Source organism: Rhizobium sp. PEPV16, assembly GCF_008919455.1.
In the GTDB taxonomy this organism is placed as follows: Bacteria; Pseudomonadota; Alphaproteobacteria; order Rhizobiales; family Rhizobiaceae; genus Rhizobium; species Rhizobium leguminosarum_Q.
On sequence record NZ_VSZV01000240.1, the window covers coordinates 1 to 16,500 of the forward strand.

Sequence of the window (16,500 nt, forward strand, 5' to 3'; positions counted from 1 at the left end):
CTCGGAGCGCAGAAGATCCGCGTCAACGCACTGCTTCCCGGCGGCACTGACACGCCCGCCAGCATTACCAACGCGCCTGATGCCACGCCGGAGGTGCTCGCCTTCGTCGAGGGGCTGCATGCGCTGAAACGCATGGCGCAACCCGAAGAGATCGCCAATGCGGCGCTTTTCCTGGCCTCCGACATGTCGAGCTTCGTGACCGGCACGGCGATGCTGGCAGATGGTGGGGTTTCGATCAGCCGAACATAGGGCGGCGAGGGACGGTGCCGTCACGGTCATCACTGCGGCACGATCTTTGTTGCGGCGGGCTATGCCGCCGCAACAAAGGCATCGATCAAGCGACTTCGCGTATGTCTCTTTCCGCCTGGCGGTCGAGATAGGCGACCAGGTCCTCGATTGTGACGAGGGGGAGGTTGTGGCGTTCGGCGAAGAGCGTGAGTTCGGGCAGGCGGGACATGGTTCCGTCGTCGTTGGCGACTTCGCAGATGACGCCGGCGGGGATCCTTCCGGCGAGGCGGGCGAGATCGATGGCGGCTTCGGTGTGGCCGGGGCGGCCGAGCACGCCGCGGGGGTTGGCGCGCAGCGGGAAGATATGGCCGGGGCGGGCGAATTCGTCAGCCTTTGCGCGATCGTCGACCAGGGCGCGGACGGTGGCGGCGCGGTCGGCAGCCGAGATGCCTGTTGATGTGCCCTTGAGATAATCGACCGAAACCGTGAAGGCGGTTTTGTGCGATTCCGTGTTGTTGGGCACCATCAGCGGAATGTCGAGTGCATCGAGACGCTCGCCTTCCATGGCGATGCAAACGAGCCCGCGGGCGTGGGTCATCATGAAGGCGATTGTTTCCGGGGTGACGGCATCGGCCGCGACCACGATATCGCCTTCGTTTTCCCGGTTCTGGTCGTCGACGACGACGACCATCTTGCCGCTGGCAATGGCTGATATGGCATCTTCGATTGTTGCGATAGTCATGCTGTCTGGCCTTTCAAGGGTTATGTCAGCGGGCTGACATGGTCTGCTCGCCTCAATCCGTGAGCGAGCCTTCTGCCCTTGGGCGAACAAACGTCAGCCGACTCCGGGATGGAGTGCGACTGCCCGTGTTGTCCTCTTCCATCCGGACTATACCGTCGGCTCCGGCATCTCACCGGATCTGCTGACCTTCAGGCAGCTAGCTGCCTGAAGCGCTCGCGGGCTCCAGGATTGCTCCTGATACCGCCGGTGGGGAATTTACACCCCGCCCTGAGAACATTTCAAAGATAGGATCAAAAACAGGCGGATGGCAAGGTCACTCGACCGGGCAAAAATGCAAAGCTGCCCTGCCTGAGATAGACACACTGTTCACACGGAAGGCGACGACGGCGTCTCTTTCCGCGCTTCACGGATGGTATGATCTTTGTTCCATGCATGTCGTTGTCCCAAAACCACTGCACACTTTTGGGCGACACGCATCAGGACATGATGAGGCCGCCGTCGACATTGATCGTCTGGCCGGTGATATAGGCGGCATCCTCGCTGGCGAGGAAGGTCACCAGGCCGGCGACGTCTTCGCCGGAGCCGGCCCGTTTCATCGGGATGCCCTCGACCCATTCCTTCATCAGTTCGCCGGGGGCGTAGTTGCCGAGCAGCTTGCCCCAGGCCTGGTCGTTATAGGCCCACATGTCGGTCTCGATGATGCCGGGGCAGAAGGCGTTGACGGTGATCTTCTCGGTCGCGACTTCCTTGGCCAGGCTCGGGGTGATGCCGACGACGCCCATTTTCGAGGCGGCATAATGCGGCGTGTAGATGAAGCCGTCGCGGGCCTGACCGGAGGCAGTGTTGATGATGCGGCCGCCGCGCTTGTGTTTGCGCATTCTTGATATCGCCTCCTGGGCGCAGAGGAAGACGCCCTTGGTGTTGACGGCCATGACCTTGTCCCATTCGTTTTCGGTCAGGTCCTCGACGCGGGCGATGGTGATGACGCCGGCATTCTGGATCGAGACGTCGACCGAGCCGAATTCCTTCTCGGCGGCATCGTAGAGGGCGGTGACGCTCGCCTTGTCGGTGACGTCGCCGATGAAGGAGATCGCCTGGCCGCCTTCGGCCCGGATCTGTTCGGCAACGCCGTGAACCAGCTCCTCATTGGCCGAGACGACGAGATTGGCGCCTTCTTTCGCAAAGCGTTTGGCGATGGCAGCTCCGATGCCGCGGCTACCCCCGGTAATGACGACAGTCTTCTGCTCAAAGCGTTTCATGCTCTTTCCTTGTCCGTCGATAAACAGCAAATCTGGATGCGACCTACCATGCGATCATTATTGGAGCTCAACCGGTTGTCGTGAATTGAGGCAGTCTTGAGCGCTGATGACGACGCCTGAGCTCTCCGTCCGTTCGATCAGCGCGAAGGGCGGGCAGACGACGATATCGCACGCCGTCGTGCCCGTTAGTCCCTTCAGCGCCTCGATCTCAGCCAGGGAGGAAGCGAGACCGGTCACTTTCCAGCGGCGGCAATGAGCTTTCTCATCACCAGCAGCAGAAACCGCCGTCGACGAGAAGATCGACGCCGGTCACGAAACTTGCTGCATTCGACAGCAGGAACACAGCCGGACCGACCATCTCATCCACCGTTGCCATGCGCTGCATCGGCGTCTGCTCTTCGAAGAGCTTGGTCTGGTGGACCATCTCGGGGCGGGTGTTCATGGGCGTTGCCGTGTATCCGGGGGAGATGGTGTTGACGCGAATGCCGCGGTCGACCCATTCCATCGCCATGGACTTCGACATATGGATCACGCCCGCCTTGGAGGCGTTATAGTGTGCTTGGCTCAGCCCCCGGTTCACGATCACGCCGGACATGGAGGCGATGTTGACGATGGAGCCGCGTCCATTCTTCAGCATGGCGCGAGCCTCGGCCTGGCAGGAAAGAAATATGCCTTTGAGGTTGATATCCATCAACGTCTGATATTGATCCTCCTCCATCTCTTCCGCCGGGTTCGCGTTAGCGATGCCTGCAGCATTGACTGCAAGCGTCAGCGCGCCGAGATCGGCTTCGGTACGTGCTACGGCATCTCCAAGGGACGATTTGTTCGTGACATCCGCCGCGATCTGGATCGAGCGGCGGCCGGCGGCGCGAATATATTCAGCCGTCTTGGCCAGCCCGTCGTCAGTTCGACGGTCGAGCAACGCTACGTCGGCGCCGCATTGCGCAAGGCCGATGGCAATGCGCTGCCCAATGCCGCTGCCGGCTCCGGTAACGATGACAACCTGGCCGCTGAGATCGAAAAGCTTCGGGGCGTTCAGAGTGATGTCGGACACCGCTCTTCCTTTCTCTGTCTGTTTAGATGGTGGCTAGCTCCATGACCGAAACGTCATTTGCCTGGTCACGATTGAGAATCCCCGCCTGCTTGCCTTGCGCAAGCACGAGAATGCGATTGGAGACTCCGAGAACTTCCTCGAGGTCCGAGCTTACGACGATGACCGCCACGCCCCGTTTGGCAAGATTGACGATGATGTCGTAGATGCCGGCTCGGGCGCCGACGTCGATGCCTCTCGTCGGTTCGTCGAGCACGACGACCTTAGGATCGCGCATCAGCCATTTCGCGATGACCACCTTCTGCTGGTTGCCGCCGGACAGGTCCGAGGCATATTGCTCCGCACGGCCCTTCACGCCGAACTTGGCCACTGCCTTCTCCGCAAACGAGCGCTTGACGCTCGGCGTAATCCAACGCCCGCCCAGCTTGTCGAGATTGGCGTAGATAATGTTCTCGCCGATCCGGTGTCCGACAACGAGGCCTTGCTCCTTGCGGTCTTCCGGAACCATCACGATGCCCTTGGCGATCGCATCCGCAGGATCGCGCAGCCTGAGTTCTTCGCCTTCTAGCTTGATCGAACCTGCACTGATTGGGTCAGCGCCCGAAATGGCGCGGACAAGTTCCGTGCGGCCGGCGCCGACCAGTCCGGCGATTCCGAGAATTTCCCCGGCGCGCACATCGAAGGTAACGTCACGGAACGAGTTGTCCGGCGAGCACAGCCCCGACACCTGGAGGACTGGATGGTCTGTCGGAACCGGCAGGGCAGGGAACAAGCGGTCAAGCGGGCGTCCGACCATGCTCTCGACGATCGTTCGCACCGGTGTCGCGCTGTCGGAGAATTCCTGGACGCGCTCGCCATCGCGAAGAACGACGATCCGGTCGGTGATTCGCTTGATCTCTTCCATGCGGTGGGAAATGTAGACGATGCCGACACCTTGTGAGCGAAGCTTCCGAACCTGTTCGAAGAGAGCTTCCGTCTCCGCGCCGCCAAGAGCGGCCGTCGGCTCATCGAGGATCAGGAGCTTTGCGTTGAGAGCCAGCGCCTTGGCGATCTCGATGAGTTGCTGATTTGCTGTGGAAAGGCCGGCGACCGTCCGCGTTGCAGGGATGTGAAGGTTCAAGCGAGCGAGCTGGTCCTGGGCCCGGCGAACCATCTGGGCGCGGTCGACGACGCCGTTCTTCATCGGCCAGCGCCCGATGAAGACGTTTTCCGCGATCGACAGCTGCGGCAGAAGCTGCAGCTCCTGGTGGATCAGGACAACGCCCTTGTCGATCGCTTCCCTTGGGGTGGCCGGGGCATAAGGCTGCCCCAGCCATGTCATTGATCCTTCGGACGGTGTGCGTGACCCGGCGATGATGCCTGATAGCGTTGACTTGCCCGCTCCGTTTTCACCGAGAAGTGCAACCACTTCGCCCGGATGGACGTCCAAGCTGACATTCTTCAGAACCTGGAGCGGCCCATACCATTTGGATATGCCCCTCAGGGAAAGAACTGGATCAGTCACGGCACACCTCCTCAAGACCTCAACTTCATTACGGATGGTTGGCGATGAAGCCTGCGACGTTTTCCTTGGTTGTCAGCGTGGCATCCAGGAGCTGGACCGGCGGCACCTTTTCCCCGGCGACAAGCTTGGCGGCGTTTTCAACCGCGTCGCGGCCCATCTTCTGCGTCTGCTGGGTCGCCGTTACGTTGAAGACACCCTTGCTGAGCGCTTCGAGAGCTGCGGTGTCACCATCGAAGCCGCCAACCACGATCTTCTGGGAAGGATTGGCGACCTTGATCGCCTGCGCGGCGCCAAGGGCGAGGCCGTCGGCCTGGGCGAACACAATCGAAACGTCCGGATTTGCCTGCAGCATATTCTGCATGATCTGGAAGCCTTCGTCCTGGCTCCAGATGTTCGAGAACTGCTCGGCGACAACCTTAACATCAGGATATGCCTTGAGAGATTCAGCGCAGCCCTTCGAACGATCGACTTCCGGCGTCGTGCCCTTCTGGCCGTGGATGATGACCATCTTCCCCTTGCCGCCGGCTTCCTTCAGGATGTAGTCGCATACGGCCTTGGCAGACGCGACGGAATCCGTTGCAAGGAAGGTATCGCCGGGTGCTCCCTCGGCGTTGCGGTCAACGTTCACGACCGGGATACCAGCGCTCTTCGCGAGCTTGACCGGAACGGTCGCAGCCGCCGCACCGGCCGGAATGTAGATCAGCGCGTCGATTTTCTGGGTCAGGAGGTCCTGGATTTGATTGACCTGTGTCGGCCCGTCGCCCTTTGCGTCGACCGTGATGACTTCGATGCCGCGCTTCTTGGCTTCGGCTTCGACCGATTGCTTGATCTGGTTGAAGAAGTTTGCCTGAAGGTTGGCAACGGCCAAGCCGAGCTTCTTCAGTTCCGCCGCATGTACGGGGCCGAGCATGAGACCGAGCAGTGCAGCAGACGCGAGCATGGTGCGCGCTATTTTCATTGTATTTCCTCCGTTGTTTGATGGAACCCTCGGGTATGTCCTCCCCCTCGGGGTATTGATCCGCCCCAAATTTTTGGAGCGGAATTCCGGGTTCGCCAACGCGGCGGACCCGCTCGTCAGGCGCGACGCCGACGAATGGTCTCCGCCCCGACCGCGAGCACGATGACGATGCCGATGATCACCTGCTGCAGGAAGGGCGAGACGTTGAGAAGGTTGAGACCGTTGCGAAGCACACCGATGATAAGAACGCCGATCAGCGTTCCACCGATGCCGCCCGCGCCGCCGGAGAGCGAAGTTCCGCCGATGACGACCGCAGCGATGGTGTCCAGTTCATAGCCCAGACCACTGGACGGCTGGACGGAATCCAGCCGCGCGGCGAGCACGATGCCGGCGAGCCCCGCAAGGACGGCACTCACGACATAAACGGCTATCGTCACGAGCGGGACGTTGATACCGGCCAGGCGTGCGACTTCGGGATTTCCTCCCACCGCGTAGAGCATGCGACCTTCGGACCGGAAGTGCAGGAAAAGCCACGCGGCAAGAACAACCGCAAGCATGAGAAACACAGTGGCTGTCAACACGCCGAAATGGCGATCGATTGCCAGCATCATGAACCAGTCGGGGAATCCAACGATCTGTTGGCCGTCCGTGATCATATTCGCGACGCCGCGAGCCGCGGACATCATCGCAAGAGTGGCAATAAACGCTGGAACCCTGAACTGCGTCACCAGAAGTCCGACGATCAGCCCCGAAAGGCCCGCTGCGACCAGAGCAAAAGCGATCCCGACCGGCAGCGGCAGGCCGGCGACATTCGCAGTCCAGCCCATGACCATCATCGCAAGAGCGAGTGCCGAGCCGACGGAGAGATCGATGCCGCCGATCAGAATGACAAAGGTCATTCCGACGGCCATGATGCCGAGGACAGTGATCTGATCGAGGATGTTGAGACCGTTCCGAACCGAAAGAAACGTGTCGGTGCTGAGGCTCAGGAAGACGCAAAGCGCGAGCAGCCCCACGAGCGGGCCGGTGGCGCCCTTGAGTTTGCTCAACCAGGCCCCGGACGAAAGCCCGTGTTCATTGATATCGAGCGCCACCATTGTTCCTCCCTATGCCTAGGCTAATAGCTAATTCACTATACGAATAAATATTCACTGATGCTGGAAAATTCATTAACAAGTTGCTTTCCAGCTGTCAACAGGATTTCTAGACTTACAACTGTCGGTGTTCCACTTAAAGGGCTTGACTAATCGGTGTCTTGTGCAAAAATATTGACAACTGAATATTTATGCATGAGAGGAATCCATGAATACGACAGAACTCGAGCGGGTCGCTCGGGAGATCCGATTGCGCGATCTCCAGGCGGTCTTTGAAGCGGGCGCCGGCCATATTGGGGGGGAAATGTCGGTCATCGAAATTTTGACTGCCCTCTATTTTCGTGTGCTGAATGTTTGGCCCGATCAGCCGAAGCACCCCGACCGCGACAGGTTCGTTCTTTCGAAGGGACATACTGCATGCGCGCTGTATGTGACGCTCGCAAAACGCGGCTTCATCCCGGAGGAAGAGATTTCCACCTTTTTGCAGCCGCATTCGAGGCTGAACGGGCATCCAAATTGCAACAAGGTTCCTGGCGTCGAAACGAATACCGGGCCGCTCGGCCACGGTCTTCCTGTCGCAATAGGAATGGCAAAAGCCGCCAAGCTCTCAGGCGCGAAATATCACACCTATGTCGTCACCGGCGACGGTGAGATGCAGGAGGGCTCCAACTGGGAAGCGATCATGGCGGCCGCTCAGTTCAAGCTCGATAACCTGACGCTGGTCATCGACCACAACAGGTTCCAGCAGGGCGCCGCCCTGGCGGAAACCAACGATCTCGCCCCGCTTCGTCCGAAGCTTGAAGCTTTTGATTGGGAAGTCACCGAGATCAATGGGAACAATATGAGCGAAGTCGTTTCAGCCCTCGAATACCGGGGATCGAGACCGCATTGCATCGTGGCCCACACCAACAAGGGCCATGGAATCTCGTTCATGCAAGACCGAGTCGACTGGCACCACAAGGTACCGAGCAAGGAACAATACGAAATCGCATTGGCAGAATTGTCGGAGGCACTGTAATGAACGCGCCAATAAACGCACCCAAGCTCTACGATTGCCGCGACGCATTCGCTACTACGCTTGAGCGGCTGGCAGCCGAAAACGAAACGATCGTTGCCGTCTGCAACGACTCCGTGGGTTCCTCCAAGCTCGGCGGCTTCAAGGCGAAGTTTGGAGAGCGTCTCGTCAATGTCGGCATCGCCGAGCAGAACATGGTGGGGGTTGCAGCAGGCCTCGCCAATGGCGGACGCCTTCCGTTCGTGTGCGCCGCCGCTCCGTTTCTAACAGGACGGTCGCTGGAGCAGATCAAGGCCGATATTTCGTATTCAAATGCCAACGTCAAGCTGGTCGGCATTTCTTCCGGAATGGCGTATGGCGAACTCGGCCCGACCCATCACTCGATCGAAGACTTCGCCTGGACGCGGGTTCTGCCCAACCTTCCGGTCATTGCGCCTTGTGACCGCATCGAAACAGCTGCTGCGGTTGAATGGGCCGCGGCCTATAACGGCCCCTGTTTCCTGCGTCTGTCTCGCGTAGGTGTGCCTGATCTGCTTCCGGAGGGTCACAAGTTCGAACTTGGCAAGGCAAACCTCCTTCGCCAGGGTTCCGACGTCACCCTTATTGCAAACGGCACTTTGACTCATCGAATCTTAAAGGCTGCCGAAATCCTCGCAGACCGCGGTATCAACGCCAGAGTGCTCAACCTTGCAACGGTTCGTCCGATCGACGAGGACGCCATCATCGCCGCGGCGAAGGAAACCGGAGCGATCGTCACAGCCGAAGAGCATTCGATTTTTGGCGGGCTCGGTTCCGCGGTAGCCGAAGTGGTGGTCGACAATGCTCCAGTCCCGATGAAACGTCTCGGAGTTCCCGGCGTCTACGCTCCGACCGGTTCGGCAGAGTTCCTGCTCGACGAATTCGGGATGGCGCCGTCCGCAATCGCCGACGCCGCGCAGTCGCTGATCAGGCGCAAGTAACTGGGATCACGTGATCAGCCCGGACGCTTTTTGTCGTCCCGGCTGCCGTCTGATCTGGGGAGGATAGAATGCGGGCAATTCTGGCAATTGACCAGGGCACGACCAATTCAAAGGCAGTTCTGGTTTCGGAAAAGGGAGAAATTGTTGGCAGAGGTTCGGCTCCAGTCGGCATCACCTATCCGAAACCGGGCTGGGTCGAACAAGACCCACGCCGGCTCTACGCATCGGTTTGCGAAGCGATCGACGCCTGCCTGAAGGCCACCCCCGACGTGGCTGTCGAGGCCGTGGCGATTTCCAATCAGCGCGAGTCAGTCACTGCCTGGGACGCAGAAACGGGAGAAGCACTTGGGCCGGTGGTAAGCTGGCAGTGCCGCCGAACGGCACAGGATTGCGAACGTCTCATTGCCGAAGGCCACCTTCACCGTGTGCAGGCGCTCACGGGCCTGCCGCTGGATCCGATGTTCCCGGGTTCGAAATTCCGATGGCTGCTCGACCGTATTCCGGCTGGGCGTTCGGTGCGGGTAGGAACGGTCGACAGTTGGCTCGTCCACTGCCTGACGGGCGGGCGCCGGCATGTCTGCGACGCTTCCAATGCCGCCAGGAGCCAGTTGTTCGATCTCCAGGAGCAGAGATGGAGCGAGGAACTTGGCGAGATCTTCGGCGTGGATATCGCGCTCCTGCCCGAGGTACTCGACAGCTCTGCCGACTTCGGCAGGACGCAAGGGTTGCCAGGCGTGCCGGATGGAACTCCGATCATGGCCGTGATCGGAGACAGTCATGCTGCGCTGTTCGGTCATGGAGCATTCAAGCCGGGTGATGGCAAGGTAACCTTCGGAACCGGCTCGTCGGTGATGACGACGCTTCCGCGATTTATTCCCCCACGCAACGGCGTCACTACGACCGTCGCATGGCGTCTCCATGGAAAACCGACCTTCGCTTTCGAAGGCAATATTCTCGTCTGCGCCGCCAGTCTCCCCTGGATGGCAGGCATTCTCGGCCTTTCGGACGTGGCGGCCCTTGTCGAACTTGCGGCGAGCGCCGAACCGGGCGGACCGGGCTTCGTGCCAGCATTCGTGGGACTGGGCGCACCCTATTGGAACTCCGACGCCCGTGCCCTGTTCTCCCAAATCAATTTCAATACGACACGTGCGCAAATGGCGCGATCGGTAACCGACTCGATCGCCTTCCAGGTGCACGACGTGATCGCCGCCATGCGAGCACAAAGCGGCGGCGAGCTCGGGGCGCTGTATGTCGACGGCGGACCGAGCCAGAACCGCTTCCTGATGCAGTGTGTCTCGAATCTCATCGAACATCCCGTGATCCAATGCGAAGCACCCGAGGCGTCGGCTTTGGGGGCCGCATATCTCGCGGGTCTCTCACTTGGCTTGTGGAGCGATCTTCAGGTTATCGCGGAGCTGCCCCGGAGCTCACATATCATTGACCCGGAACCCGTGGATCGAGCGGTGCTTCTGAATACCTGGAATGATGCACTTGCCCGCTCGACGGCACGCGAAACAACGGCTAATGATGAATAAAAATTCACCCTAGGATTAGCGATGACTCGCCTCAATGAACTCCGCCTCATCTCGAGGGTCGCCCAGATGTACCACTTGGAGGGGCGGCGACAGGCGGAGATCGCACAGCACCTTCGCCTGTCGCAGGCGACAGTGTCGCGCATGCTCAAACGTGCCGAGGCCGAAGATATTGTGCGAACCAGCGTGACCCCCCCCGTTGGCACCTACAGCGAGCTTGAGAGCGCGCTTCGCGAGAAATATGATTTGCCGGAGGCGATCGTCGTCGAGTGCACGGAAGATCGGGACGGCGCCATCATGGCCCGTATCGGAGAAGCAGCGGCTCATCTCTTGGAGGTGACGCTTGCGCCAGGGGAGATCATCGGCGTTTCGAGTTGGAGCCAGACCATCTCCAAGATGGTCGAGAACATTCATCCCCTGAAGAGCGCTCAGGCGAAATACGTCGTCCAAACCCTTGGAGGCATGGGCGATCCTTCAGTGCAAACGCATGCGACGCAGCTTACCACGCGGCTTGCTCGGCTGACCGGCGCTGAGCCAAAACTGCTGGCTGTGCAGGGCGTTACGACGTCCAGAGAGGCAAAATTTCTTATGCAGGCCGATCCATACGTTCGGGAGACGATGGACTTGTTTGGCAGCATAACGCTTGCGATTGTCGGAATCGGAGCAGTCGAACCGTCCGAACTTCTCGCACGGTCAGGCAATATCTTTTCGTCCCGCGAACTGTCTGATCTCGCGGAAGCGGGAGCCGTCGGCGATATCTCGCTTCGCTTCTTCGATAAAAACGGCAAGCCAGTCAAGACACCCCTGGACGACCGGGTCATAGGGCTTCCACTCGAGGATCTAGAACGGGTGGACCGGGTCATTGCTCTCGCCGGCGGGTCCAAAAAGACCGACGCTATCGCAGGCGCGCTCCGCGTGGGGGTCATCCACATGCTTGTTACAGACAAGTTTACCGCGCAGCGATTGATCAGCTGATAAGGCAGACGGTTGCCAGCCTCAATGCGCTGTCCCATCCACGATCACGTGGTCGTGGTCCAGCGAGCATTTCTCCACCCGGGCCTCGACCCGGTAGATCTCCCGCAGCATCTCGGCGGTAACGACGTCGCGGGGGGTGCCGCAGGCGTGCATGCGGCCGTTGGCGATGACGAGGACCTTGTCGGCGAAGCGCAGCGCCTGGTTAAGGTCGTGGATGGCGATCAGCACGATCATGCCTTTGGTGCGGGCCTGGCGGCGCATGAAATCGAGGACCTCGACCTGGCGGTGAAGATCGAGCGCGCTGGTTGGTTCGTCCATCAGCATGATCTCGGGCTCGCGGACCAGGGCCTGGGCGATCGAGACGAGCTGGCGCTGGCCGCCGGAAAGCGCGCCGAGATCGCGGAAGGCGATGGCTGTGATATCCAATGCCTTCATGATCTCGTCGATGAAGCGCAAATCGCTGTCGCTGACGGCCCAGGACTTGCCCTGCTTGCGGGCAAGCAGGATGGATTCATAGACTGTCAGCACCGCGTTTGCCGAGGTATCCTGCGGCATGTAGCTGATGGCGTTTTTCGTCTTCGATCCTTCGACCACGACATGACCCGGCCCTTTGAGCAGGCCGGTGATGCGCTTGAAGAGCGTCGACTTGCCGGCAGCATTCGGGCCGATCACCGCCACGACCTCGCCTGATTTAATCACCGGCGTCGTCACGTCTTCGACGAAGAGCTTGCGGCCGTGATAGGCGCCGACCGATTGCAACTGAAGCGCTACCACGACCGGCTCCTGTTCGAGAGGATGAGCGAGAAGAAGAAGGGCACGCCGACCAGCGCGGTGATGATGCCGATCGGGAAGACGACACCCGGGATGATCGACTTCGAGACGATCGAGGTCAGCGACAGGAGCAGCGCGCCTGACAGGATCGAGCCCGGCAGGAAGAAGCGCTGATCCTCGCCGAGGATCATGCGTGATATATGCGGCCCGACAAGGCCGACGAAACCGATTGTGCCGACGAAGCTGACCGGCACTGCGGCGAGCAGCGAGACCACGAGCATGGTCTCAAGCCGGATGCGGCGGACATTGACGCCGAAGCTCGCGGCCTTGTCTTCGCCGAGGCGGATCGCGGTCAGCGCCCAGGCGTTACGGGCAAAGAGCGGCAGGGCGATCAGGAGAACGGTAAGCGTTACCCAGATCTTCGGCCAGGTGGCCTTGGTGAGGCTGCCCATCGTCCAAAAGACGACAGCCGACAGCGCCTGTTCTGAGGCGAGATATTGCAGGAAGGCGAGCAACGCATTGAAGGTGAAGACCAGCGCGATGCCGAGCAGTACCACCGTCTGCACCGAGACGCCGCGAGCCTGCGAGACGAAATGGATGAAGAGCGTGGCAATCAACGCCATGATGAAGGCATTGACCGGCACGAGCAGGCCGGCTGCAACAGGCAGAAGCGGAACGCTGGTGACGATCGCCAGTGCTGCGCCGAAGCTTGCCGCGGCCGAAATGCCGAGCGTGAAGGGGCTGGCGAGCGGATTGGCGAGGATCGTCTGCATCTGCGCGCCGGCGACGGAGAGCGATGCGCCCACGACGATCGCCATCACGGCAACCGGCATGCGGATGCCCCAGACGACGGCCCGCACCTGATCGGACACGGAGGAGGGGTTGAGAAGGGCGGAGACAACCTCGGTAAGACTATAGCGGGCCGGCCCCCAGGCGAGATCGACGGCGAAGGACAGACAAAGCGCTGCCGTCATGGCAAAAAGGATCAGCAGCTTGCGCCGGGCGAGGGCGCGGTAGCGCTCCCTCCCGGCTTCGGCTTCGATCGATATGGCGGCGATCTCGGCCATTTGGATTACTGACCCGCCTTGGCATCGACCCAGTAACCCGGCTGATAGGCGACCGGCAGGAATTTTTCGTGGAATTCCTTGAAGGTGGCATCGGGATCGAGATCGGCAAAGAGGTTCGGATGGAACCACTTGGCCAGTTGCTGGACGGCGACGAATTGGTAGGGGCTGGTATAGAACTGGTGCCAGATCGCGTGGACATTGCCGCCGGCAACCGCCCTGGAGCCGGTGAAGGCAGGGTTTTCCATCAGCGTGTTCAGCGCCTTGCGGCTGTCGTCGAAGGTGGCTGCCGCATTCGGGCCGACATTCACAAAGTCCTTGGCATTCTTGGTCTGGCTCCAATTGGAGCCGGTGACGACGATGACGTCAGGATTGGAGGCGACGACCTGCTCGGCATTGATCGAGCCGGTATAGCCAGGCAGGAAATCGGAGCCGAGATTGTGGCCGCCGGCCCAATCGACCATCAGGCCGAAATTGTCGGGACCGAAAGTGCCGCAGCACTCCACCAGACCTGCGGCGCGATACATGAAGACATTCGGCTTCGGCGGATTGGCGGCCTTCAGCTTGTCCGCCACACGGGCCATCTGCTCTTTCCAGAAGCTGGCGACGGCTTCGGCGCGGTCCTCATGGCCGAAGATCTGGCCGAGGATCTTCAGGCTCGGCTCGGTGTTGGCGAGAATGTGCTCGCGGAAATCAATATAGACGATCTTCACGCCGATGCCGGCGAGCTTGTCCTCGAGCTTCACTTCGTCGGCGGCCGTCTTGTTGCCGATCGGCAGCAGCAGCACGTCGGGATCCAGCTTGACGACTGTTTCGGTCTGCAGCGTGCCGTCAGTCAGGTTGCCGAGGAAGGGCAGGTCCTTGCCCTTCGGAAACTTCTCGACATAGGCGTTGAAGCCGTCCTTGTCGGTGGTCCAGAGATCGTTGCGCCAGCCGACGATCTTGGCGAAGGGATCGTCCTTCTCGATCGGCGCGACGGCGTAGAGCATGCGGCCTTCCCCAAGGATCACTCGCTCGACCGGCTTGTCGAAGCTCACTTCACGACCGGCCACATCCTTGATGGTAAAGGATTGCGCAGGCGCCGAAAGCGGCATCAGGCCCGCAACGGCGAATGCTGAGGCTGCGAGCGTTTTCACGAAATTCATCTGGAAATTCCCCCGAGGTCTGAATAATGTCCGCAGGCATAGGAAATATGACTTTGTGAATCAAGTTATATGTTTTAGAGCGTTTCCAAACTGATGCCGTGCCGGGGGCTGCGATGAATTCCATGAATACCAATTACTCCATCCGAGACGAAATCCGCGACTTCTGGTCGGAACGGGCGGCGACCTTCGACCAGAGCGTAGGCCATGAAATCTTTTCGGAAGCGGAGCGGAAGGGCTGGCAGCGGCTGATCAAAAAACATCTCGGCGAGGGCGAAGGACGTGCAGCCCTCGATCTTGCTTGCGGCACCGCCGTGATTTCGCATCTGATGAACGATGTCGGCTTCAAGGTGACCGGGTTGGACTGGTCGGATGCGATGCTGGCGCAGGCGCGCGCCAAGGCGAAGAAGCGCGGCACCGATATTCGTTTCGTTTCCGGCGACGCCGAAAACACCATGGAGCCCAAGGACAGTTACGACGTCATCACCAACCGCCATCTCGTCTGGACGCTGGTCGATCCGGCTTCGGCCTTTAAGGAATGGTTCTCGGTATTGAAGCCGGGCGGCAAGGTGCTGATCCTCGACGGCAATATGGGCAAGGAAACCTGGGTCAAGGGCCTGCAGAAGCTCTGGACGCAGGTGACCGGCAAACCGCCGGCGAGCCACATGACGCCGGAAATGATGGCGCGGCACCAGAAGATCCGCTCACGCGTGCATTTCTCCAACCAGATGCCAGCCGAAGCAGTCGTCGATCTTTTGCGCCAAGCCGGTTTTGCGGATATTGTCATCGACCGCAAACTTGCCGCTATCCATTGGGCGCAGGCCCGCAAGATGCCGTTCCTGCGCGGGCTGGAGCGCATGGTGCAGGACCGGTTTGCGGTCTGTGCGCGCAAGCCTGGGTGATGGGTTGGCGGTGATGCTGCGGCTTGCTCCCTCTTCTCCCCAGCGGGGAGAAGATGCCCTTCAGGGCAGATGAGGGGGTGAGCGGCGAAGCCGCGAATGCGCTGAGCGCAAGCGAAGGGCAATGAAGGGTGTGCCGTGCGGCCCCCCTCATCCGACCCTGCGGGCCACCTTCTCCCCGCTGGGGAGAAGATAAGAGGGAGACTGCCGCACCGTATCCCGACCCTTCGCGGGGCTCAGGGCGTTCGGCCCCGCGATCGATTCACTGGATCGATCGCTCCCCGCTTTGCGGGGACCGGGCCTCACCCTCCGGTGACGCTCATATGCCTGGCCACGGCCGGACGGTTATGCGTGCGGTCGATGATGAAGTCGTGGCCTTTGGGTTTGCGGGTGATGGCTTCGTCGATGGCGGTGTGAAGGAGGGCGTCGTCTTCGGTGGCGCGGAGTGCGGCGCGGAGATCGGCGGCGTCGTTCTGGCCGAGGCACATGTAGAGCGTGCCGGTGCAGGTGAGGCGGACGCGGTTGCAGCTCTCGCAGAAATTATGGGTCATCGGCGTGATGAAGCCAAGGCGGCCGCCGGTTTCTTCGACCCTGACGTAACGCGCCGGGCCGCCGGTCTGGTAATCGATGTCAGCAAGGGTGAACTGCTCTTCGAGATCGGCGCGCAGTTTCGAAAGCGGCAGATACTGGTCGGTGCGGTCTTCTTCGATCTCGCCCATCGGCATGGTTTCGATGACGGTGAGATCCATGCCGCGGCCATGGGCGAAGCGCAGCAGCTCCGGCATCTCGGCATCGTTAAAATCCTTCAGCGCCACGGCATTGAGCTTGATCTTCAGCCCGGCTTTCTGAGCGGCGTCGATGCCTTCCATGACTTTGGCGAAATCGCCCCAGCGGGTGATCTTGCGGAACTTGTCGGGGTCGAGCGTATCTAGCGAGACGTTGATCCGGCGCACGCCGCAATCATAGAGCTCCTCGGCATGGCGGGAAAGCTGTGAGCCGTTGGTGGTCAGCGTCAATTCGTCGAGGCCGGAGCCGATCTTCTGGCCGAGCTGGCGCACCAGATACATGATGTTCTTGCGCACCAAGGGTTCGCCGCCGGTCAGCCTGATCTTGCTGACACCCTTGGCGATGAAGGCGGAACAGAGCCGGTCGAGCTCTTCCAGCGTCAAAAGATCCTTCTTCGGCAGAAAGGTCATATTCTCCGCCATGCAATAGGTGCAGCGGAAATCGCAGCGGTCGGTGACGGAGACGCGGAGATAGGTGACCGCCCGCCCGAAGGGGTCGATCATCGGGTGTGCACCCGCCAC

16 protein-coding genes and 1 riboswitch are annotated in these 16,500 nt (G+C 60.5%); of the genes, 6 read left to right on the top strand and 10 right to left on the bottom strand.

The window, feature by feature from the left end:
* A partial coding sequence (locus FY112_RS08695; protein ID WP_151518181.1) for an SDR family oxidoreductase occupies positions 1 to 249 on the top strand: 249 nt, incomplete at its 5' end.
* An 85-nt stretch (positions 250 to 334) separates the two neighbouring features.
* Here the strand turns inward: FY112_RS08695 and ribB are convergent.
* The 6 genes from ribB to FY112_RS08730 form a co-directional block, all read right to left on the bottom strand.
* Positions 335 to 970, bottom strand: a complete 636-nt coding sequence (gene ribB, locus FY112_RS08700) for a 3,4-dihydroxy-2-butanone-4-phosphate synthase (protein ID WP_151518182.1) — start codon at positions 968 to 970, stop codon at positions 335 to 337.
* 126 nt (positions 971 to 1,096) lie between these two features.
* A riboswitch (FMN riboswitch) is annotated at positions 1,097 to 1,249 on the bottom strand.
* A 197-nt stretch (positions 1,250 to 1,446) separates the two neighbouring features.
* Positions 1,447 to 2,229, bottom strand: coding sequence for a glucose 1-dehydrogenase (locus FY112_RS08705; protein ID WP_151518183.1), 783 nt, complete (start codon positions 2,227 to 2,229; stop codon positions 1,447 to 1,449).
* Between the two features lie 265 nt (positions 2,230 to 2,494).
* Positions 2,495 to 3,283, bottom strand: a complete 789-nt coding sequence (locus tag FY112_RS08715; RefSeq protein WP_131709212.1) for an SDR family oxidoreductase — start codon at positions 3,281 to 3,283, stop codon at positions 2,495 to 2,497.
* A gap of 22 nt (positions 3,284 to 3,305) precedes the next feature.
* Complete coding sequence (locus FY112_RS08720) at positions 3,306 to 4,784, bottom strand: sugar ABC transporter ATP-binding protein (RefSeq protein ID WP_151518184.1); 1,479 nt, start codon at positions 4,782 to 4,784, stop codon at positions 3,306 to 3,308.
* Positions 4,785 to 4,812: 28 nt separating this feature from the next.
* Complete coding sequence (locus FY112_RS08725) at positions 4,813 to 5,742, bottom strand: sugar ABC transporter substrate-binding protein (protein ID WP_003540275.1); 930 nt, start codon at positions 5,740 to 5,742, stop codon at positions 4,813 to 4,815.
* Between the two features lie 116 nt (positions 5,743 to 5,858).
* Entirely contained in the window at positions 5,859 to 6,839 is a 981-nt protein-coding gene (locus FY112_RS08730) for an ABC transporter permease (RefSeq protein WP_003540274.1), read from the bottom strand.
* 205 nt (positions 6,840 to 7,044) lie between these two features.
* Between FY112_RS08730 and FY112_RS08735 the strand changes: the two genes are divergently transcribed.
* The 4 genes from FY112_RS08735 (at position 7,045) to FY112_RS08750 (ending at position 11,317) form a co-directional block, all read left to right on the top strand.
* A complete protein-coding gene (locus FY112_RS08735) occupies positions 7,045 to 7,854 on the top strand; it encodes a transketolase (protein WP_151518185.1) in 810 nt (269 codons plus the stop codon).
* Positions 7,854 to 8,810: a transketolase family protein gene (locus FY112_RS08740; RefSeq protein WP_151518186.1), complete on the top strand. Its 957-nt coding sequence runs from the start codon at positions 7,854 to 7,856 to the stop codon at positions 8,808 to 8,810. The genes FY112_RS08735 and FY112_RS08740 overlap by 1 nt, the downstream gene beginning before the upstream one ends.
* Positions 8,811 to 8,878: 68 nt before the next feature.
* Positions 8,879 to 10,345: an FGGY-family carbohydrate kinase gene (locus tag FY112_RS08745; RefSeq protein ID WP_151518187.1), complete on the top strand. Its 1,467-nt coding sequence runs from the start codon at positions 8,879 to 8,881 to the stop codon at positions 10,343 to 10,345.
* A gap of 21 nt (positions 10,346 to 10,366) precedes the next feature.
* The gene (locus FY112_RS08750) at positions 10,367 to 11,317 is read left to right on the top strand and encodes a sugar-binding transcriptional regulator (RefSeq protein ID WP_151518188.1); all 951 of its coding nucleotides are present in this window, start codon (positions 10,367 to 10,369) and stop codon (positions 11,315 to 11,317) included.
* Between the two features lie 21 nt (positions 11,318 to 11,338).
* Here the strand turns inward: FY112_RS08750 and FY112_RS08755 are convergent, their stop codons facing one another.
* The 3 genes from FY112_RS08755 to FY112_RS08765 are packed head-to-tail and all read right to left on the bottom strand — an operon-like array spanning position 11,339 to position 14,297.
* Positions 11,339 to 12,091, bottom strand: coding sequence for an ABC transporter ATP-binding protein (locus FY112_RS08755; protein WP_017960730.1), 753 nt, complete (start codon positions 12,089 to 12,091; stop codon positions 11,339 to 11,341).
* Positions 12,085 to 13,155: an iron ABC transporter permease gene (locus FY112_RS08760; protein WP_017960729.1), complete on the bottom strand. Its 1,071-nt coding sequence runs from the start codon at positions 13,153 to 13,155 to the stop codon at positions 12,085 to 12,087. The genes FY112_RS08755 and FY112_RS08760 overlap by 7 nt, the downstream gene beginning before the upstream one ends.
* 5 nt (positions 13,156 to 13,160) lie before the next feature.
* On the bottom strand, positions 13,161 to 14,297 hold the full coding sequence (locus FY112_RS08765) for an ABC transporter substrate-binding protein (protein WP_017960728.1): 1,137 nt from the start codon (positions 14,295 to 14,297) through the stop codon (positions 13,161 to 13,163).
* 113 nt (positions 14,298 to 14,410) lie between these two features.
* Here FY112_RS08765 and FY112_RS08770 point away from each other — a divergent pair, with 113 nt between their 5' ends.
* The gene (locus FY112_RS08770; protein WP_026158713.1) at positions 14,411 to 15,196 is read left to right on the top strand and encodes a methyltransferase domain-containing protein; all 786 of its coding nucleotides are present in this window, start codon (positions 14,411 to 14,413) and stop codon (positions 15,194 to 15,196) included.
* A 299-nt stretch (positions 15,197 to 15,495) separates the two neighbouring features.
* Here FY112_RS08770 and moaA read toward each other — a convergent pair whose 3' ends face one another.
* Positions 15,496 to 16,500 carry a GTP 3',8-cyclase MoaA gene (gene moaA, locus FY112_RS08775; RefSeq protein ID WP_151518189.1) on the bottom strand — a complete coding sequence of 335 codons (1,005 nt, stop codon included), beginning with the start codon at positions 16,498 to 16,500 and terminating at the stop codon, positions 15,496 to 15,498.

Excerpts from the sequence above, each read along its gene's own strand:
- ribB (WP_151518182.1), bottom strand. The coding sequence starts at position 970 with ATGACTATCGCAACAATCGAAGATGCCATATCAGCCATTGCCAGCGGC.
- FY112_RS08705 (WP_151518183.1), bottom strand. The coding sequence starts at position 2,229 with ATGAAACGCTTTGAGCAGAAGACTGTCGTCATTACCGGGGGTAGCCGC.
- FY112_RS08725 (WP_003540275.1), bottom strand. The coding sequence starts at position 5,742 with ATGAAAATAGCGCGCACCATGCTCGCGTCTGCTGCACTGCTCGGTCTC.
- FY112_RS08730 (WP_003540274.1), bottom strand. The coding sequence starts at position 6,839 with ATGGTGGCGCTCGATATCAATGAACACGGGCTTTCGTCCGGGGCCTGG.
- FY112_RS08735 (WP_151518185.1), top strand. The coding sequence starts at position 7,045 with ATGAATACGACAGAACTCGAGCGGGTCGCTCGGGAGATCCGATTGCGC.
- FY112_RS08740 (WP_151518186.1), top strand. The coding sequence starts at position 7,854 with ATGAACGCGCCAATAAACGCACCCAAGCTCTACGATTGCCGCGACGCA.
- FY112_RS08745 (WP_151518187.1), top strand. The coding sequence starts at position 8,879 with ATGCGGGCAATTCTGGCAATTGACCAGGGCACGACCAATTCAAAGGCA.
- FY112_RS08750 (WP_151518188.1), top strand. The coding sequence starts at position 10,367 with ATGACTCGCCTCAATGAACTCCGCCTCATCTCGAGGGTCGCCCAGATG.
- FY112_RS08760 (WP_017960729.1), bottom strand. The coding sequence starts at position 13,155 with ATGGCCGAGATCGCCGCCATATCGATCGAAGCCGAAGCCGGGAGGGAG.
- FY112_RS08765 (WP_017960728.1), bottom strand. The coding sequence starts at position 14,297 with ATGAATTTCGTGAAAACGCTCGCAGCCTCAGCATTCGCCGTTGCGGGC.
- FY112_RS08770 (WP_026158713.1), top strand. The coding sequence starts at position 14,411 with ATGAATTCCATGAATACCAATTACTCCATCCGAGACGAAATCCGCGAC.